The sequence below is a fragment of the Pseudomonas sp. LBUM1673 genome, from assembly GCF_059695645.1.
Window position 1 is genome coordinate 4,065,348 of sequence record NZ_CP166780.1, and the last position, 25,896, is coordinate 4,091,243.

The window sequence follows — 25,896 nt, forward strand, 5'->3', positions numbered from 1 at the left end:
TGAGGAGTCAGGAAAATGGGTTTGTTAGTCGAAGGCCGCTGGCAGGATCAGTGGTACGAAAGCAGTAAGGACGGCACATTCCAGCGTGAACAGGCGCAGCGTCGCCATTGGCTGACCGCCGACGGCAAGCCAGGCCCGACCGGCGTCGGTGGATTTGCCGCCGAGGCCGGCCGCTATCATCTCTACGTGTCCCTCGCCTGCCCGTGGGCCCATCGCACGCTGATCCTGCGTAAGCTCAAAGGCCTCGAAAGCCTGATCGATGTGTCGGTGGTCAGTTGGTTGATGCTGGAAAACGGCTGGACCTTCGACAAGCACCTCGGCTCGACCGGCGACAAACTCGATCACTTCAATTTCATGCACCAGCGCTACACCGCCGATACCGCCGACTACACCGGCCGCGTCACCGTGCCGGTGCTCTGGGACAAGCAGACGAATCGCATCGTCAACAATGAATCGGCGGAGATCATCCGCATGTTCAACAGTGCGTTCGATGACTTGACCGGCAATGAGCTGGATTTCTACCCGGCACCGCTGCGAAGCGAAATTGATGCGCTGAACGAACGGATTTACCCGGCAGTGAACAACGGCGTGTACCGCGCAGGGTTTGCCACGTCGCAGCAGGCTTATGAAGAAGCATTCGATGAGTTGTTTGGAGAGCTGGATCGGCTGGAGCAACTGCTGGGCGCGAATCGGTACCTGACGGGTGAATACCTGACGGAAGCTGACATCAGGCTGTTCACCACCCTGATTCGTTTTGATGCGGTGTATTACGGCCACTTCAAATGCAATCTGCGACGGATTGCCGATTATCCGAATCTGTCGAACTGGCTACGGGAGCTGTATCAGTGGCCGGGGATAGCGGAGACGGTGGATTTCACCCACATCAAGCACCACTACTACGGCAGCCACAAGACCATTAATCCGACCGGGATTGTGCCTAAAGGACCGGCGCAGGATTTCACCGCGGCTCATGATCGGGCGCGGTTGAGCGGGAAAGGGGTTTGGCGTAAAGCCTGATAGAACACTGAAACCTGAGAGTGATCACGATCAATTGTGGCGAGGGGGCTTGCCCCCGTTCGGCTGCGAAGCAGTCGCAAACCGGCGGACGCGGACTTTCAGTAAGACCCCGTTCTCCGCTTTTAGGGCCGCTGCGCGCCCCAACGGGGGCAAGCCCCCTCGCCACAGGTCAGACCTGCGCCTGAGCCCCTTCGAACCACGCCAGTTTCTCACGCAGTTGCACCACTTCCCCAACGATCACCAGCGTCGGCGCATGCACTTCATGCTCCGCCACCAGCCGTGGAAGGTCGGCCAGGGTGCCGGTAAACACTCGCTGATTGACCGTGGTGCCCTGCTGGATCAACGCCGCCGGGGTATCAGCCGCGCGACCGTGCTTGATCAACTGCTCGCAGATGATCGGCAGGCCCACCAGCCCCATGTAAAACACCAGGGTTTGCGCCGGCGCGACCAGGTCGGCCCACGGCAAATCGGTGGAACCGTCCTTCAGATGCCCGGTGACGAACCGCACCGACTGCGCGTAATCGCGGTGAGTCAGCGGAATCCCGGCATACGCCGCGCAACCGCTGGCGGCGGTGATGCCCGGTACGACCTGGAACGGGATGCCATGGGCCGCCAGTTCTTCGATCTCTTCGCCGCCACGCCCGAAGATGAACGGATCGCCGCCCTTCAATCGCACCACGCGCTTGCCGGCCTTGGCCAGATCCACCAGATGCTGGTTGATCTGTTCCTGAGGCACGGTGTGATCGGCACGGCGCTTGCCGACGTAGACCCGCTCGGCATCGCGACGGCACAAATCCAGAATCGCCGGCGCCACCAGCCGGTCATACAGCACCACATCGGCTTGCTGCATCAGACGCAAGGCGCGGAAGGTCAGCAGATCGGGATCACCCGGCCCTGCACCTACCAAATAGACTTCGCCAGTGGCTACAGGCGCTTCACCATTGATCTTCGCCAGCATCAAGCGCTCGGCTTCAGCGCCCTGCCCGGCCAGTTGCCGGTCGGCAATCGGGCCCTGGAATACATCCTCCCAGAACGCCCGGCGCTGCTGCACATCCGGGAACAGACCTTTGACCTGAGTGCGAAACCGCGCCGCCAGACCGGCCAGTTGACCGTAGGTGGAAGGAATCCAGGTTTCCAGCTTGGCGCGAATCAACCGCGCCAGCACCGGGGCATCGCCGCCGCTGGACACGGCAATGATCAGCGGAGAACGGTCGACGATTGCCGGGAAGATCACACTGCACAGGGCCGGCGCGTCCACCACATTGACCGGCACGCTACGTCGATGAGCATCGGCGGAGACTTGCGCGTTCAGCGGTTCGTCGTCGGTGGCGGCGATGATCAGCCCGCAACCGTCCAGATCCGTCTCGACGTAGCCACGCAACAGACATTCGCCACCGCTATCGCCCACCAGTTTGCTCAGTTGCGGTTCGATTTCAGGGGCGACCACCCGCAGCAGCGCACCGGCTTCGGCCAGCAGGCGGGATTTGCGCAAGGCAATCTCCCCTCCGCCGACGACCAATACACGACTGCCGCGAAGGTTATGAAACAGCGGCAGATAGTCCATTTAGCCGATGACCTCAAGGCCACCCATGTACGGCTTGAGCACCTCAGGCACACGGATCGAACCGTCGGCCTGCTGGTAGTTCTCGAGCACCGCCACCAGGGTACGACCGACCGCGAGGCCGGAACCGTTCAGGGTGTGAACCAGCTCAGGCTTGCCGGTTTCCGGGTTGCGGAAACGCGTTTGCATGCGGCGGGCCTGGAAATCGCCACAGTTGGAGCACGACGAAATCTCGCGGTATTTGTCCTGGCTCGGAATCCATACTTCCAGGTCGTAGGTCTTGACCGCGCTGAAACCCATGTCACCGGTGCACAGTGCCAGGGTGCGGTATGGCAGCTCCAGCAGTTGCAGGACTTTCTCGGCGTTGGCGGTCAGGTTTTCCAGCGCTTGCATCGAGGTCGACGGCTCAACGATCTGGACCATCTCGACCTTGTCGAACTGGTGCTGACGGATCATGCCGCGAGTATCGCGACCCGACGCACCGGCCTCACTGCGAAAGCACGGCGTGTGCGCCACGAACTTGATCGGCAGCAGTTTCGGGTCGACGATTTCGCCAGCGACGATGTTGGTCAGCGACACTTCAGCGGTCGGGATCAGGTACAGATCGGCTTCACCTTCGCGGCTGATCTTGAACAGGTCTTCTTCGAACTTCGGCAGCTGACCGGTGCCCTGCAACGCAGGCGCTTGCACCAGGTACGGGGTGTAAGCCTCTTCGTAACCGTGTTCGTTGATGTGCAGGTTGATCATGAACTGGGCCAGCGCACGGTGCAGACGAGCGATCGGGCCACGCAACAGGGCGAAACGGGCACCGGACAGCTTGGCGGCGGTTTCGAAGTCCAGCCAGCCGAACTTCTCGCCCAGGGCCACATGGTCCTGAATCGGGAAATCGAAAGTCTTCGGCGTGCCCCAGCGGCGCACTTCAACGTTGCCTTCTTCGTCATCGCCGACCGGCACCGATTCGTGCGGCAGGTTAGGAATGCCCAGCAGAATCGAATCCAGTTCGGTCTGGATCGCGTCCAGCTCGACTTTACCGGCACCCAACTCACCCGCCATGCGCTCGACGTCCGCCATCAACGGCGCGATGTCTTCGCCGCGCTGCTTGGCCTGACCGATGGACTTGGAGCGCGCATTACGTTCAGCCTGCAGCGCTTCGGTGCGGGTCTGGACGGTCTTGCGCTGTTCTTCCAGCGCTTCGATACGCACAACATCCAGGGCAAAGCCACGGGATGCCAGGCGGTCCGCTACGTCCTGAAGGTTGCTACGTAACAGTTTGGAATCGAGCATGTCGGTTTCTCGTTATCAAAGTTTGGTCAAGGACAGGCCGGCCCAAGTGGCGAGCAGCCCGCCGAATACGCTGATCGCCGCATAGCCCAGGGCCATCGGCATTTGCCCGGTTTCCAACAGGCGCACCGTATCCAGTGAAAAGGATGAAAAAGTCGTCAGCCCCCCAAGGAAGCCGACCATCAACCCGGCACGCACCTCAATCGGTACTTCCGGGCGTATCAAAAACAGACCGTATAGAGCGCCGATCAGCAGACAGCCCACGATATTAACGGCCAGCGTCGCGGTATAGAAGTGCCGCGGCCAATTAGCGTTGATCCAGTTGCCGGTGGCGAAGCGCAACAGCGTACCGGCGGCACCGCCGACAGAAACAGCAACGATCAATGGAATCACTATTTTCTCCGCTGCCGGGGACTGAGACGGTCGAGTTGAGCGAGGTGGTTGAGCTTCTCGCCGATCTTCAGCTCCAGGCCACGTGGCACGGGCTGATAGAACGGTTGCGGCTCAAGCGCTTCCGGAAAGTAGTCTTCACCAGCGGCGTAGGCCTCCGGTTCATCGTGGGCATAACGGTATTCGTCGCCATAGCCCAATTGCTTCATCAGCTTGGTCGGCGCGTTGCGCAGGTGCAGCGGCACTTCGAGCGAACCGTGTTCGGTGGCGCTGCGCATCGCGGCTTTGAAGCCCATGTACACCGCGTTGCTTTTCGGCGCGCAGGCCAGATACGTAATGGCCTGGGCCACCGCCAATTCACCTTCGGGGCTGCCGAGGCGCTCCTGCACTTCCCACGCCGCCAGGCACAGGCTCAGGGCGCGGGGGTCGGCGTTACCGATGTCTTCACTGGCCATGCGCACCACGCGCCGGGCCAGGTACAGCGGATCGCAACCACCGTCGATCATCCGCGCGAACCAGTACAACGCGCCATCGGGATTGGAGCCGCGCACCGATTTATGCAGGGCGGAAATCTGATCGTAAAAGGCTTCGCCGCCCTTGTCGAAGCGCCGACGGGTATCGCCGAGCAGACTTTGCAGCAGATCGACGCCGATTTCGCTGTTGTCTTCGGCCAGGTCCGAGGCGTTTTCCAGCAGGTTGAGCAGACGCCGGCCATCGCCATCGGCGGCGGACAGCAGCATCTGGAAGCCCTCATCGCTGAGGGTCAGTTGCCGCTTGCCTAGCCCGCGCTCCTCGGTCAACGCGCGATGCACCAGCTTGCGCAGAGCCGCTTCGTCGAGGCTTTTGAGCACATAGACGCGCGCCCGGGACAGGAGCGCGTTATTGAGTTCGAACGAGGGGTTTTCGGTGGTTGCGCCGATGAAAATCAGCGTGCCGTCTTCAACGTAGGGCAGGAACGCATCCTGCTGGGACTTGTTGAAGCGGTGCACTTCGTCGACGAACAGGATGGTGCGTTTACCGTACTGGCCGGCCTGTTGCTTGGCGACTTCCACCGCCTGACGAATCTCTTTGACCCCGGCCAGCACCGCCGAAACCGTTTCAAAGTGCGCATCCGAGACTTCCGCCAGCAGCCGTGCCAGGGTGGTTTTGCCCACCCCCGGCGGCCCCCAGAAAATCATCGAGTGCAGGGCACCCTGCTCCAGGGCTTCGCGCAAAGGCTTGCCGCGAGCGAGCACGTGTTCCTGACCGACGTACTCGTCCAGATTGGCCGCACGCAAGCGGGCGGCCAAGGGCTGAGCAATCGGGGCACTGCGAAACAGGTCCATCACTACTTATGAAACCTCACTGGGTCCTGATGCCGATCAGTCAAAGCGCTAAACACCACAATCCCTGTGGGAGCGGGCTTGCTCGCGAAGAGGGCGTGTCAGTCGCCATCAATGTTGTCTGATACACCGCCTTCGCGAGCAAGCCCGCTCCCACAGGTTTTGCGTTTATTCCTGGATCACGTCCGCACCCTTGGGGATGTCGAACTTGAACTTGGACGCCGGAATCGGCTCGTTGGCCTTCACGCCGGTGAACAGAATGTTGGTGCGCTGGCCGACGCTGTCGATCAATTGCATGTCATTGACCAGACCGTTACGGAACGACAGACGCAGGCTGTCGAACAGGGTGTCTTTGGTCTTCGGCTTCAGCGTGAAATCAATCACGCCGCCGGCTTCCTTGGCGCTGATGTCAAAGCTCTGGCTGATCTTGGACACGTCACCGGACAACAACAGTGCCGGAGTCTGGGTCAGACGCTGGTCGAGGGTCTTGATGGTGACCTGTTCCAGGTCCGGGTCCCACAGGGAAACCTTCTTGCCATCGGACACCATCAGTTGCTCTTGCGGCGCATCGGTGTGCCAGTAGAACAGGCCCGGGCGCTGCAAAGACATTTGACCGGCGGTTTCCTGCAACTGGGTGCCGCTGCCATCAAGCGTCAGTTGGGAGAAACGCGCGGTCAGGGTCTGGGATTTTTCCAGCAGTTGAGTCAGACGCGCCACGTCCTTGTCATCGGCGTGGGCCGAGAGCGTGGTCAAAGCCAGTACCGGCAGCAACAGCATGCGGATAAGACGCATGGGAGTCCTCATAAACATTCGTGGGAGTGCGGGCGGCGCCTCAAGACGCCGCCCCTTTCAAAACCGGATCAGTCGCGTACCGGGCCAGGGGCCAGGACTTCACGCGAACCATTGGTGTTCATGGACGTCACGACCCCGGCCATTTCCATGGCTTCGATCATGCGCGCCGCGCGGTTGTAGCCGATTTTCAGCTTGCGCTGAACCGCGGAGATGGACGCACGACGGCTTTCCAGTACGAACTGCACCGCTTCGTCGTAGAGCGCATCGGTTTCGGCATCATCGTCACCGCCACCGCCGCCGTTTTCAAAGCCGCTACCGGCCTCTTCGACACCGGCGAGGATGTCGTCGTTGTATTCCGGCGCGCCGCGCAGTTTCCAGGCTTCAACCACCCGGTGAACCTCGTCGTCGGACACGAACGCGCCGTGAACACGAATCGGCAGGCTGGTGCCCGGCGGCATGTACAACATATCACCGTGGCCCAGCAGTTGTTCGGCGCCGCCCTGGTCGATGATGGTCCGCGAGTCGATCTTGCTCGATACCTGGAACGCCATACGGGTCGGGATGTTCGCCTTGATCAGACCGGTGATCACGTCCACCGACGGCCGCTGGGTCGCGAGGATCAAGTGGATGCCGGCCGCACGGGCCTTCTGGGCGATACGGGCGATCAGTTCTTCAACCTTCTTGCCGACGATCATCATCATGTCGGCGAATTCGTCGACGACCACGACGATGGTCGGCAATTTCTGCAGCAGCGGTGCCTCGTCGTGGATGCTTTCGCGCTTGTACAGCGGATCGCTCAACGGCTCGCCGGCGTCCTGGGCTTCCTTGACCTTGGCGTTGAAGCCCGACAGGTTGCGCACGCCCATCTTCGCCATCAGTTTGTAGCGCCGTTCCATCTCGGCGACGCTCCAGCGCAAGGCGTTGGCGGCGTCCTTCATGTCGGTGACCACCGGGCACAACAGGTGCGGAATGCCTTCGTAGATCGACAGCTCAAGCATTTTCGGGTCGATCATGATCAGCTTGGCGTCTTCCGGGCCAGACTTGAACAGAATCGACAGGATCATCGCGTTCACACCCACCGACTTACCGGAACCGGTCGTACCGGCCACCAGCAAGTGCGGCATTTTCGCCAGGTCAGTGATGACCGGTTTGCCGCCGATATCATGACCCAGGGCCAGGGTGACCGGAGACTTGAAGTTATCGTACTCGGGGGTCGACAAGACCTCGGAGAACCGCACGATCTGCCGGTCTTCGTTAGGGATCTCGATACCGACCGTGGTCTTGCCCGGAATCACTTCCACGACACGCACACTGGTCACGGCCAGGGAACGGGCCAGGTCTTTCGCCAGGTTGGAGATGCGGCTGACTTTGACGCCGGCCGCTGGCTGGATTTCGTAACGGGTAATCACCGGGCCCGGGTGAATCGAATCCACCGAGACTTCGACGCCGAATTCCTTGAGCTTGATTTCCAGCAAGTGGCCGACGGCCGCCAGGGATTCAGGCGAATAATTGAGTTGTTTCTTTTCCGCGGGGTCGAGAATCGAGATCGGCGGCAAGGTGCCTTCCACGGCACTGTCGACGAACAACGGCGCCTGTTTCTCTTTCTGTACGCGTTTGCTTGGCTCGGGCGCCCTGGTCGGAGCCGGGGCAATCACCGGCGGCACCTGCTTCTCGCGCTCGGACATGTGCTTGCTCAGGGCCTGCTCACGCTCGATCAGGCGCTCCTTGACCTTGGCTTGTTCGCGTTTGTCGGTGACGGTCGGCGCGACCACGTCATGCACGCGATCGTCGACTTCACGCAATTGGGCGACCAGTTGCTTGCGTTCGTTACGGGCCGCCCACCAGCGATTGGCCGCGCCCTGAAACAGTTCGAACAGGTCAAGGGTGATCTTGCCGGTGACGTCCATCACCTTGAACCACGACAGGTCGGTGAACACCGTCAGGCCAAACAGGAACAGCGCGATGAACAACAACGTGCTGCCCTGGATGTTCAGTGCGTTCCTGGCCAGATCGCCGAGGCTTTCGCCCAAAGCGCCACCCGCGCCGGCCGGCAGACCGGTCGCCGCATGAAAATGAATGTGGGCCAGCGCCGCGCCCGACAACACCAGAAACACCAGGCCGATCAGGCGCCAGGAGAACAGCCAGCCGCTCCACTGCCACGGCTCGTGGCGCTGGCGGAAGATCTGATAGGCCTTGATCGCCAGCAGCAACGGGAAAATGTAGGCGAAGTAACCCAGGACCATGAACAGGATGTCGGCGCTGTAAGAGCCGGCAGGCCCGCCGAAGTTCTGCACATCGTCGATCTTGCTGTTATGGCTCCAGCCTGGATCGTCCTTGCCGTAGGTCAACAAGGCCATCATCAGGAACAGGCACAAGGCGCCGATAGCAATCAATGCACCTTCCTTGAGCCGGTAGTGCAAGTGCTGGCGCCAGGCCGGAACGACTGTTTTAGGTGCTGCGGTGGATTTCTTCAAAACGCTTCTTTTCCTGCGCCCATGGCGCGTCCATCTGTTGAATGACTATAAAAACTGCCCAATCCAGGCAGGTAAAAAAGTTAACAGGTGCAACTGGGACTACTTTTAACACTGCGCCCCGGTTTTTCGAAATACGGCACGCACCGCTTTTTTGATACAAACACTGTTACAAGCAGGCATTGTACGGGTTTGTTCGCCCAATGCCATGCTTGAGACCCTTGGGTGCAGCCTAGCCAACAGCACAGTACGCGCAGTCCAATTTGAGCATGCATTCTCTTTTGTGACAAAGGCTTATGAGGTGTTTTTATGAGTGAAGCGAAGCATTCCCGCCTGATCATTCTGGGGTCCGGCCCTGCCGGTTACAGCGCAGCCGTTTATGCCGCTCGCGCCAACCTCAAACCCGTTGTCATCACCGGCATACAGGCAGGTGGCCAGCTGACCACCACCGTCGAAGTCGACAACTGGCCCGGCGACGTCGAAGGCCTAACCGGCCCGGTACTGATGGAACGCATGCAAAAACACGCCGAACGCTTCGACACCGAGATCGTTTACGACCACATCCATACCGCCAAGTTGCAACAGCGCCCGTTCGAGCTCATCGGCGACAGCGGCACCTACACCTGCGATGCGCTGATTATCGCCACCGGCGCTTCGGCACAATACCTGGGGTTGCCATCGGAAGAAGCCTTTGCCGGCAAAGGGGTTTCGGCTTGCGCCACCTGCGATGGCTTCTTCTACCGCAACCAGGTGGTCGCGGTGGTCGGCGGAGGCAACACGGCCGTTGAAGAAGCGTTGTACCTGTCGAACATCGCCAAGGAAGTTCATCTGATTCACCGTCGCGACAAACTGCGCTCGGAAAAGATTCTCCAGGACAAGCTCTTCGAAAAAGCCGCCAATGGCAATATCCGCCTGCACTGGAACCAGAATCTGGACGAAGTACTGGGCGATGCCAGCGGCGTGACCGGTGCCCGCCTGCGGCACAGCCATACGGGCGAAACCAATGATTTGTCGCTGGCTGGCGTATTCATCGCCATCGGCCACAAGCCCAACACCGACCTGTTCCAGGGCCAGCTGAAAATGCGTGACGGCTACCTGCTGGTCAAGGGTGGCAGCGAAGGTGACGCCACCGCCACCGACATCGAAGGCGTGTTCGCCGCCGGTGATGTGGCCGATCATATTTACCGCCAGGCGGTGACGTCCGCCGGGGCCGGCTGCATGGCCGCGCTGGACGCCGAGAAGTATCTCGATGACATCCCCACCGTTTGACGGTTAACCTCCTTCAAGGCGGGCTCAACGGCCCGCCACCGCCCTCCCCTTCTGCAAAGCCCGGATGCCATGCTGACTTGGTTACAACGCAACACCCTGACCTTCCCGCCGCTGGAAAAAGCCATGCGCGCCCCCAACGGGCTGCTGGCCGCGGGCGGCGATTTGTCCGCCGACCGTCTGATCCAAGCCTATCGCCACGGCTGCTTTCCGTGGTTTTCGGAGGGCCAGCCAATTCTCTGGTGGTCGCCGGATCCGCGTACGGTACTGTTTCCCGACGAACTGCATGTCTCTCGCAGCCTGAATAAACTGTTGCGCCAACAGCGCTATCAAGTGACCTTCGATCGGGATTTTGCCGCGGTCATCCGCGCCTGTGCCGCACCACGCGAGTACGCCGACGGCACCTGGATCACCCAAGCGATGCAGGACGCCTATGTCGAACTGCACAGGCGTGGTTATGCCCATTCGGTGGAGGTCTGGGACGATGGTGTGCTGGTCGGCGGGCTCTACGGCCTGGCCATGGGGCAGTTGTTTTTCGGCGAGTCGATGTTCAGTCGCGCCGACAACGCCTCCAAATATGGCTTTGCCACACTGGTGCGACATCTGAAAGACTCGGGTTTTGTGCTGATCGATTGCCAGATGCCTACCGATCATCTGCACAGCCTCGGTGCCCGAGCGATTCCCCGCAGCGAATTTGCCGGCTACCTTGCGCGGCATCTGGATCAACCCGACCGTGCCACCTGGGTTTGCTGAGCGACTTTTGCGCGCGTGGCTTACACTTAATGCGGGGGAAACGAATTGAGAACACCCCCTAATCAAAAGTTTATCCCGAGGGTTGATCATGACCGAGTTGGCGCGCTTGAAGTTCTATGCCACTCAGCCTCACTCTTGCAGTTATCTGCCCGAGGAGCAGGCCACGACGCTGTTCCTCGACCCTAGTCAGCCCATGGATGTGCACGTCTATGCAGATCTGTCGGAAATGGGCTTTCGTCGCAGCGGCGATCATCTCTACCGGCCCCATTGCCAGCATTGCAATGCGTGCGTACCGGCGCGCATTCCTGTGGCGCAATTCACCCCCAACCGTCAGCAAAAACGCATTCTCAAACGCAATGCCGATTTGCAGGTGCGTCCGGCCAGGCCAAAATTCAGCGAAGAGTACTTCGACCTCTATCAGCGCTACATCGAACAACGTCATGCCGATGGCGACATGTATCCGCCGAGCCGCGATCAGTTTTCGACGTTCCTGGTGCGTGACCTGCCATTCTCCCGTTTCTACGAGTTTCGTCTTGAAGGCCGACTGCTGGCAGTGGCTGTCACCGACCTGCTGCCCAACGGTCTGTCAGCGGTCTACACCTTCTACGAACCCTGCGAGGAACGCCGCAGCCTGGGGCGTTACGCGATCCTCTGGCAGATCGCCGAAGCCCGGCGCCTGGGGCTGGAAGCGGTTTATCTCGGCTACTGGATCAAAAACTGCAAAAAAATGAGCTACAAGACCCAATATCGCCCTATCGAACTGCTGATTAATCAACGTTGGGTCATCCTGAACTAGAACCCCTTGGCTTAAACCCCATTTTTCGGGCACAATGCACGCCGCTTTTGCCTGGCGCAGTTGCACCGGGCCATTCATTGGACACCGAGGGCTTTACTGCATGTCGAAAGAAGACAGCTTCGAAATGGAAGGCACTGTCGTCGACACCCTGCCCAACACCATGTTTCGTGTGGAGTTGGAAAATGGGCACGTCGTAACCGCGCATATCTCCGGCAAGATGCGCAAGAACTACATCCGTATTCTTACCGGCGACAAAGTGCGCGTCGAGCTGACGCCCTATGACTTGAGCAAAGGGCGCATCACCTACCGCGCTCGCTGATCAAGTCAATACAAAACGCCCGGCTATGCCGGGCGTTTTTGTTTGCGCGTGAATTGGCCGCCACATTTCGAGCCATTGCGCAGATCCTGTGGGAGCGGGCTTGCCCGCGATAGCGGTGGGTCTGCTTGCTGGATGCTGAATGTGCCGCCTTCGCGGGCAAGCCCGCTCCCACAGGGTTTTGTGTTAATTGCTTGAAATCAACCAGAAAGCAAAAAGGCGCCAATCGGCGCCTTTTTGCTTTGTTGCGGTTTAACGTCAGGCCATTTCAGCCGTGGTCTCGAACTCGAAGGTCAGCTCGCCGTCCTTGATGTCGATGTGTACCACACCGCCATGCTCGGCCAGTTCGCCAAAGAGGATCTCTTCGGCCAGCGGACGCTTGATCTTGTCCTGGATCAAACGCGCCATTGGACGAGCGCCCATTGCCGAGTCGTAACCACCGGCCGCCAGCCAGCTGCGAGCAGCATCGGTGACTTCCAGCAGTACACGCTTGTCTTCCAGCTGCGCCTGAAGTTCGGTAAGGAACTTGTCCACCACGCTTTTGATGACCTCATGGCTGAGGCGACCAAACTGGATAATGGTGTCCAGACGATTACGGAATTCCGGCGTGAAGCTCTTCTTGATCACTTCCATCGCATCGGACGAGTGGTCCTGATAGGTGAAACCGATCGAAGCACGCGCTGCGGTCTCGGCACCGGCGTTGGTCGTCATGATGACGATCACGTTACGGAAGTCCGCCTTGCGCCCGTTGTTATCGGTCAGCGTACCGTGGTCCATGACCTGCAGCAGCAGGTTGAAGACTTCCGGATGCGCCTTCTCGATTTCATCGAGCAACAGCACGCAGTGAGGCTGCTTGGTGATGGCCTCGGTCAGCAGACCACCCTGGTCGAACCCGACATAGCCTGGAGGCGCACCGATCAGACGCGATACGGTGTGGCGCTCCATATACTCGGACATGTCGAAGCGAAGCAGCTCGACCCCCAACGCTTTGGCCAGTTGCCGCGCGGCTTCGGTTTTACCGACACCGGTCGGCCCTGCGAACAGGAACGAACCGACAGGCTTGTCAGGCGACTTGAGGCCGGCACGGGACAGCTTGATCGCGGTCGACAGCGAGTCGATCGCCGCATCCTGGCCGAATACCGTGAGCTTCAGGTCACGCTCGAGGTTACGCAGCAGTTCTTTGTCGGAGCTGGTGACGTGTTTTGGCGGAATTCGCGCGATTTTCGCAACAATGTCCTCGACCTGAGGCACTTCGATGCGTTTCACGCGTTTCTCGATCGGTTGCAGACGCTGATAGGCACCCGCCTCGTCGATGACGTCGATGGCCTTGTCCGGCATGTGCCGGTCATTGATGTAACGTGAGGCCAGTTCGGCAGCGGCGCGCAGGGCTTCATCACTGTATTCGATGTTGTGGTGCGCTTCGAAACGCCCTTTCAGGCCACGCAGGATGCCAATGGTGTCTTCCACCGAAGGTTCCGACACATCGACCTTCTGGAAACGCCGAGCCAGAGCACGGTCCTTCTCGAAGATCCCACGGAATTCCTGGAACGTGGTCGAACCGATGCAGCGAATATCGCCCGAAGACAGCAATGGCTTGAGCAGGTTCGAAGCATCCATAACACCACCGGACGCAGCGCCCGCACCAATGATGGTGTGGATCTCGTCGATGAACAGGATCGCCTGTGGACGTTTTTTCAGCTCATTGAGCAGCGCCTTGAAGCGCTTCTCGAAATCGCCGCGGTATTTGGTCCCGGCCAGCAAAGCCCCCAGATCGAGGGAATACACCACGCTGTTGGCCAGCAGGTCAGGCACCTGGTTGTCGACAATGCGCTTGGCCAGGCCTTCGGCAATCGCGGTTTTACCCACGCCCGCCTCGCCCACCAGCAGTGGGTTGTTTTTGCGACGACGCGCCAGGATCTGCGCGACGCGCTCGACCTCCAGCTCACGGCCTACCAACGGATCGATACGACCCTGGCGCGCGAGTTCGTTGAGGTTGCTGGCATAAGCATCCAGAGGATTGCCTGAAGAAGAAGACTCACCGCCCTCGTCGTCCTGCATATCTTGTTCACCTTCAGAGTGATCGCCGTGCCCTGGCACTTTGGAAATGCCATGGGCGATGTAGTTGACGACATCGATGCGCGCAACGCTCTGCTGTTTCAGCAGAAACACTGCCTGACTCTCTTGCTCACTGAAGATTGCGACCAGCACGTTGGCGCCAGTCACTTCGCGTTTGCCCGAGCTCTGTACGTGAAAGACAGCACGCTGCAATACACGCTGGAAGCCCAGGGTTGGCTGGGTTTCACGATCCTCGTCATGAAGGGGGATCAATGGCGTGGTGGAGTCGATGAACTCCTGCAGATCATGCTTGAGTTTGTCGAGGTTTGCGCCGCAGGCACGCAAAACGGTGGCGGCAGCCTCATTATCCAATAGGGCCAGCAGCAGGTGTTCGACGGTCATGAATTCATGACGTTTCGAACGAGCCTCCTTGAAGGCTAGATTGAGGGTGACTTCGAGCTCGCGGTTTAACATAGCTTCACCTCATACCCAAGTGGTCGGCGATTAACCGTCCTTCTCGATTTCACAGAGTAGCGGATGCTGGCTTTCCCTGGCGTACTGGTTGACCTGCATGGCCTTAGTCTCGGCGATGTCGCGGGTAAACACTCCACATACTGCCCGTCCTTCTGTGTGGACGGCCAGCATGACCTTGGTCGCCAGCTCGCGATTCAGGTTAAAAAACACCTCGAGCACTTCGACGACGAAATCCATCGGTGTGTAGTCATCGTTGAACAAAACCACCTTGTACATCGGTGGTGCCTGTAAAGCAGGCTTAGCCTCCTGAACAGCAATGCCTGCGGAATCGTCGTCGTGTAAATCAGGGCGATCCTGATTGAATGTTAGTCGAATCTGGCTGATTGCATGCATGGAAAGAAAGGTTCGTCAGTTGTGCAAATACAGTGGTGGGGGCGGCTATGAACGTTTTCAACTCCGACGGCCCGGTCACCTTGACTATCGGAAAATCGGTGTTACAACCAATAGAGCCCACAGTGGGTAAAAAAGGTCCGCGGAGTCAATCTATTTGCAAGATTAGACTGCGGATTAACTGGATGATACTCCAGTGATGGAGTCTGTTGCAGAGGGATATGGGTATGTCAGTCGGCAAGGTGAAATGGTTCAACAATGCCAAGGGGTTCGGTTTCATTAACACCGACGCCAGAGAAGGTCGTGACGAGGATGGCAAAGAAATCGATTTCTTTGCCCACTATTCGGCCATTGAGATGGATGGATACAAGACCCTCAAGGCTGGGCAAGACGTTAGCTTCGAGATCGTTCAGGGCCCCAAAGGGTTGCATGCGGTAAAGATCGCAGCCACGCCCTCAAACCAACGGACCGCACCTGCCGCCCGGCAAGAAACAGTGTCGAGCTGACGCGACCTGTCATCCAGTCATAAAAAAACCGCCCGAAGGCGGTTTTTTGTTGTGCCCGGATGACTTACATGTGCGAAATCAGCGCATCACCAAACGCAGAAGACGACAGCAGTTTCGCGCCATCCATCAAACGTTCGAAGTCATAGGTCACGGTTTTGGCGGAGATCGCGCCGTTGGTGCCTTTGATGATCAGGTCGGCCGCTTCGGTCCAGCCCATGTGACGCAGCATCATCTCGGCTGACAGGATCAACGAACCCGGGTTGACCTGGTCCTTGCCGGCGTATTTCGGCGCGGTGCCATGGGTCGCTTCGAACATCGCCACGGTGTCGGACAGGTTTGCACCCGGTGCAATGCCGATACCGCCCACTTCGGCCGCCAGGGCGTCGGAGAGGTAGTCGCCGTTGAGGTTCAGGGTCGCGATCACATCGTACTCGGCCGGGCGCAGCAGGATCTGCTGGAGCATGGCGTCGGCGATGGCGTCCTTGACGATGACGTTCTTGCCGGTTTTCGGGTTCTTGAACTGCATCCACGGACCGCCGTCGAGCAGGGTTGCGCCGAACTCTTCAGCGGCCACTTCGTAGGCCCATTCCTTGAAGGCACCTTCGGTGAACTTCATGATGTTGCCTTTGTGCACGATGGTCAGCGAGTCGCGGTCATTGTCGACCACATACTGCAGGGCCTTGCGCGCCAGACGCTTGGTGCCTTCCAGAGAAACCGGCTTGACACCGATACCGCAGTTTTCGTCGAAACGGATCTTGGTAACACCCATTTCTTCTTTTAGAAACTTGATGACCTTGGTCGCTTCCGGCGAACCGGCCTTCCATTCGATACCGGCATAAATGTCTTCCGAGTTTTCGCGGAAGATGGTCATGTCGACATCGCCTGGCTTCTTGACCGGGCTCGGCACGCCTTCGAACCAGCGCACCGGGCGCAGGCACACATACAGGTCGAGTTGCTGACGCAGGGCCACGTTCAGCGAACGGATGCCGCCGCCAACCGGAGTGGTCAGAGGGCCCTTGATGGAAACCACGTAATCCTTGACTGCGTCCAGGGTTTCCTGAGGTAGCCAGGTGTCCTGATCGTAAACCTGAGTCGCTTTCTCCCCGGCGTAGACTTCCATCCAGGAAATTTTGCGCTCGCCGCCGTAAGCCTTCTTAACAGCAGCATCGACAACCTTGATCATGACCGGGCTGATATCAACGCCAATACCATCGCCTTCGATGAAGGGGATGATCGGGTTGTTAGGAACATTGAGAGAATGGTCCGCGTTGACGGTGATTTTGTCGCCGACGGCTGGAACCTGAATCTTCTTGTATCCCATGCTGAACTCCATTGTTTGGATTGAACATCTGGCTGCGTTCGAGCGTACCCCAGTTAAATCGGCGCGCAAACCCTATGTTCCGCCCATCTGCCGCAAAGCTGCACAGTTCGCGACGTACAAGCCTGAAAGCAAAGGGAAAAGCGCCAAACTCAAGCACGGCGAACGACTCTACGCCCCACACCGGCCTGCGACCTTTAGACCAATGGACGAAAAACGTTGCATATGAACCATCGGCAGATTGCCAGCTACCTATGTATAATGCCGCCGCTGACCACAGAGTCACGACGGCCGACCGCTCTATCACAAGACGTTGGGCCCGAATAAGCCGGATTGCTACCGCAGTCCACCCGCTTGACGCTCGACTGATGCACCCAACATCACCGCGAAGAAACCTCGACATTCGGCTCATGGATGACTTTGAACGAACGCGCTTACCCGGCGCCCCTCGAGTTTCTGCGCACGCTTTAGCAAAGAAGAGAGAGTTAATCCGAATATGCCCACCCGCTCGAAGATCATCTATACCTTCACCGACGAAGCCCCAGCCCTCGCCACCTATTCACTGTTGCCTATCGTAGAGGCCTTCACCGCCTCCGCTGATATCGCCGTTGAAACCCGCGATATCTCTCTTGCAGGGCGCATCCTGGCCAGCTTCCCCGAGCAATTGGGTGACAAAGCCGTAGCCGACCACCTCGCCGAACTGGGCGACCTGGCCGTTACGCCTGAAGCCAACATCATCAAGCTGCCGAACATCAGTGCTTCGGTTCCGCAACTGCAGGCCGCGATCAAAGAGCTGCAAGCCCAGGGCTTCGCACTGCCGGACTACCCGGAAACCGTGACCAGCGATGCCGACAAGCTCGCCAAGTCGCGTTACGACAAGATCAAGGGCAGCGCCGTGAACCCGGTTCTGCGCGAAGGCAACTCCGATCGTCGCGCACCACTGTCGGTCAAAAACTACGCGCGCAAGCACCCGCATAAAATGGGCGCCTGGGCTGCGGACTCCAAGTCCCACGTGGCTCACATGAGCACCGGCGATTTCTACGGCAGCGAAAAAGCGGCCCTGATCGACGCCGCTGACGCCGTTAAAATCGAACTGATCGCTCAAGACGGCACCACCACCGTCCTGAAAGAAAAGACCACCGTACAAGCCGGTGAGATCCTCGATTGCGCGGTCATGAGCAAAAACGCGCTGCGTAGCTTCATCGCCGCCGAGATCGAAGACGCCAAACAACAAGGCGTGCTGCTGTCGGTCCACCTGAAAGCCACCATGATGAAGGTCTCCGACCCGATCATGTTCGGCCAGATCGTTGCCGAGTTCTATAAAGACGCCCTGGCCAAGCACGCTGACGTGCTGGCCCAGATCGGCTTCAACCTGAACAACGGCATCGGCGACCTGTACGCTCGCATCAAGGCTTTGCCTGCCGAGCAACAAGCGCAGATCGAAGCGGACATCCAGGCGGTCTACGCCGTTCGTCCGTCGTTGGCCATGGTCAACTCCGACAAAGGCATCACCAACCTGCACGTGCCAAGCGACGTCATCGTCGACGCCTCGATGCCGGCCATGATCCGTGACTCCGGCAAAATGTGGGGCACCGACGGCCAACTGCACGATACCAAGGCAGTGATCCCGGATCGCTGCTACGCCACCATCTACCAGGCGGTGATCGAAGACTGCAAGCAACACGGCGCCTTCGATCCGACCACCATGGGCAGCGTGCCAAACGTCGGCCTGATGGCGAAAAAAGCCGAAGAATACGGCTCCCACGACAAGACCTTCCAGATCAAGGCGAATGGCGTGGTCCGGGTTTCCGACGGCGCTGGCCGCACCCTGCTGGAACAAACCGTGGAAGCCGGCGACACCTTCCGCATGTGCCAGACCAAAGACGCGCCGATCCAGGACTGGGTCAAACTGGCCGTCAATCGTGCTCGCGCAAGCGCAACTCCGGCCATTTTCTGGCTGGACCCAATGCGCGCCCACGACGGCGTAGTGATCGAGAAAGTTCAGGCGTACCTGAAGGATCACGACACCGCAGGCCTGGACATCCGCATCATGTCGCCAGTCGACGCGATGAAGTTCACCCTGGCTCGCACTCGCGAAGGCAAGGACACCATCTCGGTGACCGGCAACGTATTGCGCGACTACCTGACTGACCTGTTCCCGATCATGGAACTGGGCACCAGCGCCAAGATGCTGTCGATCGTTCCGCTGATGAATGGCGGCGGTCTGTTCGAAACCGGCGCCGGCGGTTCGGCACCTAAGCACGTTCAGCAGTTGCTGGAAGAGAACTTCCTGCGCTGGGATTCCCTGGGTGAGTTCCTGGCCCTGGCCGCTTCCCTCGAGCACCTGGGTGTTACCTACAACAACCCTAAAGCGTTGGTGCTGGCCAAGACCCTGGATCAGGCCACCGGCCAGTTCCTGGATAACAACAAGTCGCCATCGCGTAAAGTCGGCAACATCGATAACCGCGGCAGCCACTTCTACCTGGCGCTGTACTGGGCTCAAGCCCTGGCCGCCCAGACCGAAGACGCTGCACTGCAAGCGCAGTTCGGCCAGCTGGCCAAGACCCTGACCGAGAACGAAGCGACCATCGTCGCCGAACTCAACGCGGTTCAGGGCAAGCCAGTGGACATCGGCGGTTACTACCACGGCAATGCCGAGCTGATCAGTAAGGCCATGCGCCCAAGCAACACTTTCAACGCCGCGATCGCTGCGCTGGTTTAAGGTTGTAAGGATGCAAGGAAACCCCGGCCCAGTGCCGGGGTTTCTGTTTGTGCCCCCCTGCGATGTGAACACCGACTAAATGTGGGAGCAGACTGCTCGCCGCGAAGAGGCCCTCACCGTCGCTGCAATCTCAAACAGCCAGCAACCGCTCCCGCAACTTGCCAATCTCGTCGCGCAGCTGTGCCGCGGCTTCGAACTCCAGGTCGCGAGCGAGCTGGTACATCTTCTCTTCCAACTGACGAATGCGCTTGGTGATCTCGCTCGGCGAGCGTAGTTCGGCCTCGTACCTGGCGCTTTCCTCGGCGGCCTTGGCCATGCCTTTGCGCTTCTTGCTGCGCGAACCCGGCACCGTAGCGCCTTCCATAATGTCCGCAACGTCCTTGAACACACCCTTGGGCGTTATGCCGTTGGCCAGGTTGAAGGCGATCTGCTTGTCGCGACGACGCTCGGTTTCGCCAATCGCCCGCTCCATGGAACCGGTGATGCGATCTGCATACAGAATCGCCCGGCCGTTGAGGTTGCGCGCCGCCCGACCGATGGTCTGGATCAGCGAGCGCTCGGAGCGCAGGAAACCTTCCTTGTCGGCGTCGAGAATCGCCACCAGCGAGACTTCCGGCATGTCCAGACCTTCACGCAGCAGGTTGATACCCACCAACACATCGAAGGTGCCAAGACGCAAATCACGGATGATCTCGACCCGTTCCACGGTGTCGATGTCCGAGTGCAGATACCGCACGCGAACGCCGTGATCGGCCAGATAATCGGTCAAGTCTTCGGACATGCGCTTGGTCAGTGTCGTGACCAGCACCCGCTCTTCCAGGGCCACCCGCTTGCCGATTTCCGAGAGCAAATCATCGACCTGGGTCAGCGCCGGGCGAATTTCGATTTGCGGGTCCACCAAACCGGTCGGGCGCACCAATTGCTCGACCACGCGCCCCGCGTGTTCCGCCTCGTAATTGCCCGGCGTGGCCGAGACAAAAATCGTCTGCGGACTGATGCCTTCGAATTCGTCGAAACGCATCGGCCGATTATCCAGCGCCGAGGGCAGGCGGAAACCGTACTCCACCAGCGTCTCTTTACGCGATCGGTCGCCCTTATACATGGCGCCGACCTGCGGCACGCTGACATGGGACTCGTCGATTACCAGCAAGGCGTCGGCCGGCAGGTAGTCAAACAAAGTGGGCGGCGCCTCGCCGGATGCACGGCCTGAGAGGTAGCGCGAGTAGTTTTCGATGCCGTTGCAATAGCCCAGCTCCAGGATCATCTCCAGGTCGAAACGGGTGCGCTGTTCCAGTCGCTGGGCTTCCACCAGTTTGTTGTTGGAGCGCAGGTATTCCAGGCGCTCCTGCAACTCGACCTTGATCCCTTCGACGGCGTCGAGCAGGGTTTCCCGCGGCGTCACGTAGTGGCTCTTCGGATAGAAGGTGAAACGCGGCAGTTTGCGGATGACCTCACCGGTCAGCGGGTCGAAGGCGGACAGGCTCTCCACTTCGTCATCGAACAGCTCGATGCGGATCGCTTCAAAATCGGATTCCGCCGGGTGGATATCAATCACATCGCCGCGCACCCGGAAGGTTGCCCGGGCGAAGTCCATGTCGTTGCGGGTGTATTGCAAGTCGGCCAGACGACGCAGCAGCGCACGTTGATCCAGCTTGTCGCCGCGATCCACGTGCAACACCATCTTCAAATAGGTTTCCGGACTGCCCAGACCGTAGATGCACGACACGGTGGTGACGATGATCGCGTCCTTGCGCTCCAGCAACGCCTTGGTGGCCGACAGACGCATCTGCTCGATGTGGTCGTTGATCGACGCGTCCTTCTCGATGAAGGTGTCTGACGATGGCACGTAGGCTTCGGGCTGGTAGTAGTCGTAGTAGGAAACGAAATATTCAACAGCGTTGTTCGGGAAGAACGCTTTGAACTCGCCATACAATTGCGCAGCCAGTGTCTTGTTTGGCGCCAACACCAGAGTCGGACGCTGCACCTGGGCGATCACATTGGCGATGCTGAAGGTCTTGCCCGAGCCGGTCACACCGAGCAGCGTCTGGTGCGCCAGCCCGGCCTCAATGCCCTCGACCATCAGGCGGATGGCTTCCGGCTGATCGCCGGCGGGCTCGAAGCGGGTGACTAGCTGGAATTCAGACATAAGTACCTCTCGGTTCTCGGTGCGGTGTTTCTCATTCCTGCCCGATTGCTCAGGACAGGAATGAGAAACACCGCAAACGACCGATGTCGCCCGAGGAAAAAACTGGATTGTGCTCAATGTGGAGCCGATTGCCATCGTTTTCAAGGTAAACGTCCTACATCAGGTAAAACCTTTAACGATGCCACTCGACCAACGACCGAAAATTAATTCAAAAAACTTACCGTAAAAGCCAAATCGCCTGTCGCCATCAATCGGTAATGGCCTCTATACTAGCTCCCCGTTTGTACACCGCTCTAGTGCATTCGGCTGGAGCGCGACACGTCCCTCCTCACTCCATTCAGAGCCGCAATAATGAGCCTGTTCTCCGCTGTCGAAATGGCACCCCGCGATCCAATCCTGGGTCTCAACGAAGCATTCAATGCCGATACCCGTACCAACAAGGTCAACCTGGGGGTTGGTGTTTACTGCAACGAGGAGGGACGAATTCCACTCCTGCGCGCCGTTATCGAAGCCGAGACGATTCGCGCCGCTCAACATGCTTCCCGTGGTTACTTGCCGATCGACGGCATCGCCGCCTACGACCAGGCCGTGCAAAAACTGCTGTTCGGCAATGATTCGCCGCTGATCGCCGCTGGCCGGGTCATCACCACCCAAGCCGTCGGCGGTACCGGCGCGCTGAAAATCGGTGCCGACTTCCTCAAGCAACTGCTGCCGAACGCCGTCGTGGCAATCAGCGACCCGAGCTGGGAAAACCACCGCGCACTGTTCGAAACTGCCGGTTTCCCGGTGCAGAACTACCGCTACTACGACGCCGCGACCCACGACGTAAACCGCGCGGGCCTGTTGGAAGACCTGAACGCCCTGCCGTCCGGCTCCATCGTTGTGCTGCACGCTTGCTGCCACAACCCGACCGGCGTGGACCTGAGCCCGGCGGACTGGAAAAACGTGCTGGAAGTGGTGAAAGCCAAAGGTCATGTGCCGTTCCTCGACATGGCCTACCAGGGCTTTGGCGACGGTATCGATGAAGACGCCGCTGCCGTGCGCCTGTTCGCCGAATCGGACCTGACTTTCTTCGTCTCCAGCTCGTTCTCCAAATCCTTCTCGCTGTACGGTGAGCGCGTTGGCGCCCTGTCGATCGTCAGCGATTCGAAAGAAGAAAGCGCGCGCGTCCTGTCGCAAGTCAAACGCGTGATCCGCACCAACTACTCCAACCCGCCGACCCACGGTGCAAGCATCGTCGCCGCTGTGTTGAACAGCCCGGTACTGCGCGCCCAGTGGGAAGAAGAACTGGCAGAAATGCGCCTGCGGATTCGCGGCATGCGCATTCAGATGGTCGACCTGCTGGCGAAAAACGCTCCACAGCGTGATTTCAGCTTCGTCGGTCGCCAACGCGGCATGTTCTCCTACTCCGGCCTGACGGTTGAGCAAGTGACCCGTCTGCGCAACGAGTTCGGCATCTACGCCCTGGACACCGGCCGTATCTGCGTTGCCGCTCTGAACCAGAACAACATCGACGCCGTGACCAAGGCCATCGTTCAGGTGATCTGAGTCGTGCGGTGATACGAAAACGGGAAGCCACATGGCTTCCCGTTTTTTATTTGTCTTCGATAATTCCCAGCTCGGGATCCGGTCGCTCTAGACTGCACACAGATCAAAAAATGTGGGAGCGGGCTTGCTCGCGAAAGCGTTCTACCTGTCACATTGATGCTGGATGTGCCGCCGTCTTCGCGAGCAAGCCCGCTCCCACAAGGTTTTATGTACACCCGAGATTTTTTGAGAACCCACATGAAAAACGATGACCTACGCGCCGACCGCGACGAGCTGGACCACTTCGTGCCCCGCTCCTCGGCCAAACGCGGTAATAACCTGGTGCTGCAAGTGGCTGCGGGCGTGTTCCTTGGCGGCCTGGCCTTGTGGCTGGTGCAACTGGCCGCCACGATGCTGTACGCCAAATTGATGCTCGGCACCATTACCTTCGGCGGTTAGGCCAGTTCGCTCGCGCGCTGGCTGGCCGCGTCGTCATAGGCCACATAAAGCGACTCGGCCACCTGGCTTTTGATGGCTTTGGTGCTTTCCAGGCCCAGGACAAAACCTTCGGCCTTGCCGCCCGCGCGGTTCAGCTCATCCGCCGTGCTGGCCTGAGTGATTGCGTCGAATAGCTTCTCGGCGTGCGGGCCGACACCTTTGGGCAGGCTGATCTGAGCGATGCTCATGCGAACACCTCGCTATTTTGAGGTGTGAGAGTCAGGTGATTCATGGCGCGTACCTTTTCGGCTGAGGGCCGGCAGCGCGTGTCACCACTTCCGGGCGGCCATGGTAGACCTCTACCGCGCTTCTGGTAACCGCCAATGGCCGATAAACCACCCTCTGATCCGATGAAAACATCAAGTTGCCAACAGAAGCTTGACTTCCCTTTTTGAATCAGTAACATAGGCGCCATTCCGCGATAGCTCAGTTGGTAGAGCAAGTGACTGTTAATCACTGGGTCCCTGGTTCGAGTCCAGGTCGTGGAGCCAGACAGCAAAACCGAGAAGCCCCTGAATCGAAAGATTCAGGGGCTTTTTTGTGCTCACCATAAAGTCAAAAGATCGCAGCCTGCGATCTTTTGATCTTCCGGCTTTAAGCCGTCAGACATGCTCACTGCTTTTCGCATGCACTGCCCGCGGCTCAGCATGCCCATGCTCTGTCTCCACCACCGGGATCTCATTCCCGTCGCAGTCATGCAGCTTACCTTCGCTGAAGTAATCCCCTTCCCGCAACGCCGCCAGGTCCTGATAACGCAGGACTCGCTCGGTACCGGCCGCAAACACCGATTGTTGATCCGAGTTGCCGGCAGTGAGGTGGTTGAAGGTCAGGTTCAGCACGATGGCCATGATCGCCGAGGAGCTGATGCCCGAGTGGAAGATCGTCGCGAACCAGCTGGGAAAGTGGTCGTAGAAGTTGGGTGCGGCGATGGGGATCATGCCGAAACCGATGGAAGTGGCGACGATGATCAGGTTGACGTTGTTGCGGTAGTCGACCTTGGACAGCGTCCGAATGCCGCTGGCGGCGACAGTGCCGAACAGCACGATGCCGGCGCCGCCGAGCACGGAGGTCGGCACGGCGGCGATGACCCGGCCCATGAATGGCAGCAATCCGAGCACCACCAGAAACACCCCGCCGGTGGCCACCACGAAACGGCTCTTGATCCCGGTCACCGCCACCAACCCGACGTTCTGGGCGAAAGCACTCTGGGTGAAAGAGCCGAAGATCGGCGCGATCATGCTCGACAGCATGTCGGCGCGCAGGCCATTGCCCAAACGTTTGGAATCGACTTTGGTGCCGATGATTTCACCGACGGCAAGGATATCGGCGGAGGTTTCCACCAGAGTCACCATGATCACGATGCACATCGACAGGATCGCGGCGAAGTGGAAGGTCGGCATGCCGAAATGGAACGGTGTCGGGAAGCCGAACATCGGGCCTTGGGTGACGGACGAGAAATCCGCCATGCCGAGGAACACGGCAATGACCGTGCCGATGACCATCGCCAAGAGGATCGATAAACGGGAGATGGTCGCGCTGCCGATCTTGCTCAGCAGCAGTACCAGCACCAGCGTCACCGCCGCCAGACCGATGTTCGCCATGCTGCCGAAATCCGGGGCGTGGCTGTTGCCGCCCATGACCCAGCGCGCAGCCACCGGCATCAGCGTCAGGCCGATGGTGGTGATCACAATGCCCGTCACCAGTGGCGGAAAGAACTTGGTGATTCGCGAAAACACCGGCGTGATCAGCAAGCCGATCAGCGACGCGGCAATCACCGCCCCGAGAATAGACTGAAAGCCGCCCTCCCCACCGCTGCTGACAATCGCCACCATGGTCGCAACGCCGGAGAATGACACGCCTTGCACCAGCGGCAACTGACAACCGAAAAACGGCAAACCCAGGGTTTGCAGCAGTGTTGCCAGCCCCCCTGCAAACAATGAAGCAGCAATCAACAAACCAATGTCCGCCGGCGAGAGCCCGGCCGCCTGGCCGATGATCAAAGGCACCGCGACGATACCGCCATACATGGTCAGAACGTGTTGCAGGCCGTAAGCCATATTCGCGCCGATCCCGAGATTCTCGTCCTCAGGCCGTTGGTGTGAAACATGGGGTGTTTTCATGGTTGGGGGGATCCCTGGTTTTTGTTGTGCGCACACTGTATGCAATAGTCAGGACAAATGTCTATAGAGTTGTATACAACCAACCAGTCAGATTATGGACATGTGTCCATGCCGTCCTTTTGCCCATGGCACCTCCAACCTAAAACTCTTGCAATACATCCTTCCTCCCCTTTCC

General features: G+C 59.2%; 21 protein-coding genes and 1 tRNA gene. 10 read left to right on the plus strand and 12 right to left on the minus strand.

The annotated features are described in order from the left end of the window. Positions 1 to 15: 15 nt before the first annotated feature. Positions 16 to 1,017: a glutathione S-transferase family protein gene (locus tag ACA044_RS18720; protein WP_497442724.1), complete on the plus strand. Its 1,002-nt coding sequence runs from the start codon at positions 16 to 18 to the stop codon at positions 1,015 to 1,017. Positions 1,018 to 1,186: 169 nt separating this feature from the next. On the opposite strand, the gene cysG is transcribed toward ACA044_RS18720, so the two are convergent. From cysG to ACA044_RS18750, 6 genes are all read right to left on the minus strand, one after another. After that, positions 1,187 to 2,581, minus strand: coding sequence for a siroheme synthase CysG (cysG, locus tag ACA044_RS18725; RefSeq protein WP_497442725.1), 1,395 nt, complete (start codon positions 2,579 to 2,581; stop codon positions 1,187 to 1,189). Further along, entirely contained in the window at positions 2,582 to 3,862 is a 1,281-nt protein-coding gene (serS, locus tag ACA044_RS18730; protein ID WP_497442726.1) for a serine--tRNA ligase, read from the minus strand. It abuts the gene before it with no gap. A gap of 15 nt (positions 3,863 to 3,877) precedes the next feature. Further along, entirely contained in the window at positions 3,878 to 4,252 is a 375-nt protein-coding gene (gene crcB / locus ACA044_RS18735; protein ID WP_497442727.1) for a fluoride efflux transporter CrcB, read from the minus strand. Next, positions 4,252 to 5,574, minus strand: a complete 1,323-nt coding sequence (locus ACA044_RS18740; protein WP_497442728.1) for a replication-associated recombination protein A — start codon at positions 5,572 to 5,574, stop codon at positions 4,252 to 4,254. Before ACA044_RS18740 ends, crcB begins: the two co-directional genes overlap by 1 nt. 165 nt (positions 5,575 to 5,739) lie before the next feature. Next, positions 5,740 to 6,363, minus strand: a complete 624-nt coding sequence (lolA, locus tag ACA044_RS18745) for an outer membrane lipoprotein periplasmic chaperone LolA (protein WP_007904916.1) — start codon at positions 6,361 to 6,363, stop codon at positions 5,740 to 5,742. 68 nt (positions 6,364 to 6,431) lie between these two features. After that, positions 6,432 to 8,837, minus strand: a complete 2,406-nt coding sequence (locus ACA044_RS18750) for a DNA translocase FtsK (protein ID WP_497442729.1) — start codon at positions 8,835 to 8,837, stop codon at positions 6,432 to 6,434. A gap of 306 nt (positions 8,838 to 9,143) precedes the next feature. Here ACA044_RS18750 and trxB point away from each other — a divergent pair, with 306 nt between their 5' ends. The 4 genes from trxB to infA all read left to right on the plus strand — a co-directional run bounded on the left by trxB (position 9,144) and on the right by infA (position 11,968). Beyond that, on the plus strand, positions 9,144 to 10,103 hold the full coding sequence (trxB, locus tag ACA044_RS18755; protein WP_305446144.1) for a thioredoxin-disulfide reductase: 960 nt from the start codon (positions 9,144 to 9,146) through the stop codon (positions 10,101 to 10,103). 69 nt (positions 10,104 to 10,172) lie between these two features. Further along, complete coding sequence (aat, locus tag ACA044_RS18760; protein WP_497442730.1) at positions 10,173 to 10,853, plus strand: leucyl/phenylalanyl-tRNA--protein transferase; 681 nt, start codon at positions 10,173 to 10,175, stop codon at positions 10,851 to 10,853. A gap of 88 nt (positions 10,854 to 10,941) precedes the next feature. Further along, positions 10,942 to 11,649: an arginyltransferase gene (locus ACA044_RS18765; protein WP_497442731.1), complete on the plus strand. Its 708-nt coding sequence runs from the start codon at positions 10,942 to 10,944 to the stop codon at positions 11,647 to 11,649. Positions 11,650 to 11,749: 100 nt separating this feature from the next. Next, entirely contained in the window at positions 11,750 to 11,968 is a 219-nt protein-coding gene (gene infA, locus ACA044_RS18770) for a translation initiation factor IF-1 (RefSeq protein ID WP_002553999.1), read from the plus strand. Positions 11,969 to 12,223: 255 nt separating this feature from the next. Here infA and clpA read toward each other — a convergent pair whose 3' ends face one another. Further along, positions 12,224 to 14,494, minus strand: a complete 2,271-nt coding sequence (clpA, locus tag ACA044_RS18775; RefSeq protein ID WP_461966123.1) for an ATP-dependent Clp protease ATP-binding subunit ClpA — start codon at positions 14,492 to 14,494, stop codon at positions 12,224 to 12,226. 30 nt (positions 14,495 to 14,524) lie between these two features. Further along, positions 14,525 to 14,887 carry an ATP-dependent Clp protease adapter ClpS gene (clpS, locus tag ACA044_RS18780; protein ID WP_015094394.1) on the minus strand — a complete coding sequence of 121 codons (363 nt, stop codon included), beginning with the start codon at positions 14,885 to 14,887 and terminating at the stop codon, positions 14,525 to 14,527. Positions 14,888 to 15,111: 224 nt separating this feature from the next. Here clpS and ACA044_RS18785 point away from each other — a divergent pair, with 224 nt between their 5' ends. Beyond that, entirely contained in the window at positions 15,112 to 15,390 is a 279-nt protein-coding gene (locus ACA044_RS18785) for a cold shock domain-containing protein (protein WP_497442732.1), read from the plus strand. Positions 15,391 to 15,454: 64 nt separating this feature from the next. Here the strand turns inward: ACA044_RS18785 and icd are convergent, their stop codons facing one another. Next, on the minus strand, positions 15,455 to 16,711 hold the full coding sequence (gene icd / locus ACA044_RS18790) for an NADP-dependent isocitrate dehydrogenase (protein WP_497442733.1): 1,257 nt from the start codon (positions 16,709 to 16,711) through the stop codon (positions 15,455 to 15,457). Positions 16,712 to 17,204: 493 nt separating this feature from the next. On the opposite strand from icd, the gene ACA044_RS18795 reads away from it, so the two are divergent. Next, entirely contained in the window at positions 17,205 to 19,430 is a 2,226-nt protein-coding gene (locus tag ACA044_RS18795) for an NADP-dependent isocitrate dehydrogenase (protein WP_497442734.1), read from the plus strand. 130 nt (positions 19,431 to 19,560) lie between these two features. Here the strand turns inward: ACA044_RS18795 and uvrB are convergent, their stop codons facing one another. Further along, positions 19,561 to 21,576, minus strand: coding sequence for an excinuclease ABC subunit UvrB (gene uvrB, locus ACA044_RS18800; protein ID WP_497442735.1), 2,016 nt, complete (start codon positions 21,574 to 21,576; stop codon positions 19,561 to 19,563). Between the two features lie 351 nt (positions 21,577 to 21,927). On the opposite strand from uvrB, the gene ACA044_RS18805 reads away from it, so the two are divergent. Further along, complete coding sequence (locus tag ACA044_RS18805; RefSeq protein ID WP_497442736.1) at positions 21,928 to 23,124, plus strand: amino acid aminotransferase; 1,197 nt, start codon at positions 21,928 to 21,930, stop codon at positions 23,122 to 23,124. A 237-nt stretch (positions 23,125 to 23,361) separates the two neighbouring features. Then, a complete protein-coding gene (locus ACA044_RS18810) occupies positions 23,362 to 23,562 on the plus strand; it encodes a hypothetical protein (RefSeq protein ID WP_007935214.1) in 201 nt (66 codons plus the stop codon). On the opposite strand, the gene ACA044_RS18815 is transcribed toward ACA044_RS18810, so the two are convergent. Beyond that, entirely contained in the window at positions 23,559 to 23,789 is a 231-nt protein-coding gene (locus ACA044_RS18815; protein WP_019649343.1) for a hypothetical protein, read from the minus strand. The two genes, ACA044_RS18810 and ACA044_RS18815, sit on opposite strands and share 4 nt — an antisense overlap. A gap of 227 nt (positions 23,790 to 24,016) precedes the next feature. Here ACA044_RS18815 and ACA044_RS18820 point away from each other — a divergent pair. Beyond that, positions 24,017 to 24,092 (plus strand) — tRNA-Asn (locus ACA044_RS18820). Between the two features lie 111 nt (positions 24,093 to 24,203). Here the strand turns inward: ACA044_RS18820 and ACA044_RS18825 are convergent. Beyond that, positions 24,204 to 25,721, minus strand: a complete 1,518-nt coding sequence (locus ACA044_RS18825) for a nucleobase:cation symporter-2 family protein (RefSeq protein ID WP_497442737.1) — start codon at positions 25,719 to 25,721, stop codon at positions 24,204 to 24,206. Between the last annotated feature and the right edge of the window lie 175 nt (positions 25,722 to 25,896).

Excerpts from the sequence above, each read along its gene's own strand:
- ACA044_RS18720 (WP_497442724.1), top strand. The coding sequence starts at position 16 with ATGGGTTTGTTAGTCGAAGGCCGCTGGCAGGATCAGTGGTACGAAAGC.
- cysG (WP_497442725.1), bottom strand. The coding sequence starts at position 2,581 with ATGGACTATCTGCCGCTGTTTCATAACCTTCGCGGCAGTCGTGTATTG.
- serS (WP_497442726.1), bottom strand. The coding sequence starts at position 3,862 with ATGCTCGATTCCAAACTGTTACGTAGCAACCTTCAGGACGTAGCGGAC.
- ACA044_RS18740 (WP_497442728.1), bottom strand. The coding sequence starts at position 5,574 with ATGGACCTGTTTCGCAGTGCCCCGATTGCTCAGCCCTTGGCCGCCCGC.
- lolA (WP_007904916.1), bottom strand. The coding sequence starts at position 6,363 with ATGCGTCTTATCCGCATGCTGTTGCTGCCGGTACTGGCTTTGACCACG.
- trxB (WP_305446144.1), top strand. The coding sequence starts at position 9,144 with ATGAGTGAAGCGAAGCATTCCCGCCTGATCATTCTGGGGTCCGGCCCT.
- aat (WP_497442730.1), top strand. The coding sequence starts at position 10,173 with ATGCTGACTTGGTTACAACGCAACACCCTGACCTTCCCGCCGCTGGAA.
- ACA044_RS18765 (WP_497442731.1), top strand. The coding sequence starts at position 10,942 with ATGACCGAGTTGGCGCGCTTGAAGTTCTATGCCACTCAGCCTCACTCT.
- infA (WP_002553999.1), top strand. The coding sequence starts at position 11,750 with ATGTCGAAAGAAGACAGCTTCGAAATGGAAGGCACTGTCGTCGACACC.
- clpA (WP_461966123.1), bottom strand. The coding sequence starts at position 14,494 with ATGTTAAACCGCGAGCTCGAAGTCACCCTCAATCTAGCCTTCAAGGAG.
- clpS (WP_015094394.1), bottom strand. The coding sequence starts at position 14,887 with ATGCATGCAATCAGCCAGATTCGACTAACATTCAATCAGGATCGCCCT.
- ACA044_RS18785 (WP_497442732.1), top strand. The coding sequence starts at position 15,112 with ATGTCAGTCGGCAAGGTGAAATGGTTCAACAATGCCAAGGGGTTCGGT.
- icd (WP_497442733.1), bottom strand. The coding sequence starts at position 16,711 with ATGGGATACAAGAAGATTCAGGTTCCAGCCGTCGGCGACAAAATCACC.
- ACA044_RS18795 (WP_497442734.1), top strand. The coding sequence starts at position 17,205 with ATGCCCACCCGCTCGAAGATCATCTATACCTTCACCGACGAAGCCCCA.
- uvrB (WP_497442735.1), bottom strand. The coding sequence starts at position 21,576 with ATGTCTGAATTCCAGCTAGTCACCCGCTTCGAGCCCGCCGGCGATCAG.
- ACA044_RS18805 (WP_497442736.1), top strand. The coding sequence starts at position 21,928 with ATGAGCCTGTTCTCCGCTGTCGAAATGGCACCCCGCGATCCAATCCTG.
- ACA044_RS18810 (WP_007935214.1), top strand. The coding sequence starts at position 23,362 with ATGAAAAACGATGACCTACGCGCCGACCGCGACGAGCTGGACCACTTC.
- ACA044_RS18815 (WP_019649343.1), bottom strand. The coding sequence starts at position 23,789 with ATGAGCATCGCTCAGATCAGCCTGCCCAAAGGTGTCGGCCCGCACGCC.
- ACA044_RS18825 (WP_497442737.1), bottom strand. The coding sequence starts at position 25,721 with ATGAAAACACCCCATGTTTCACACCAACGGCCTGAGGACGAGAATCTC.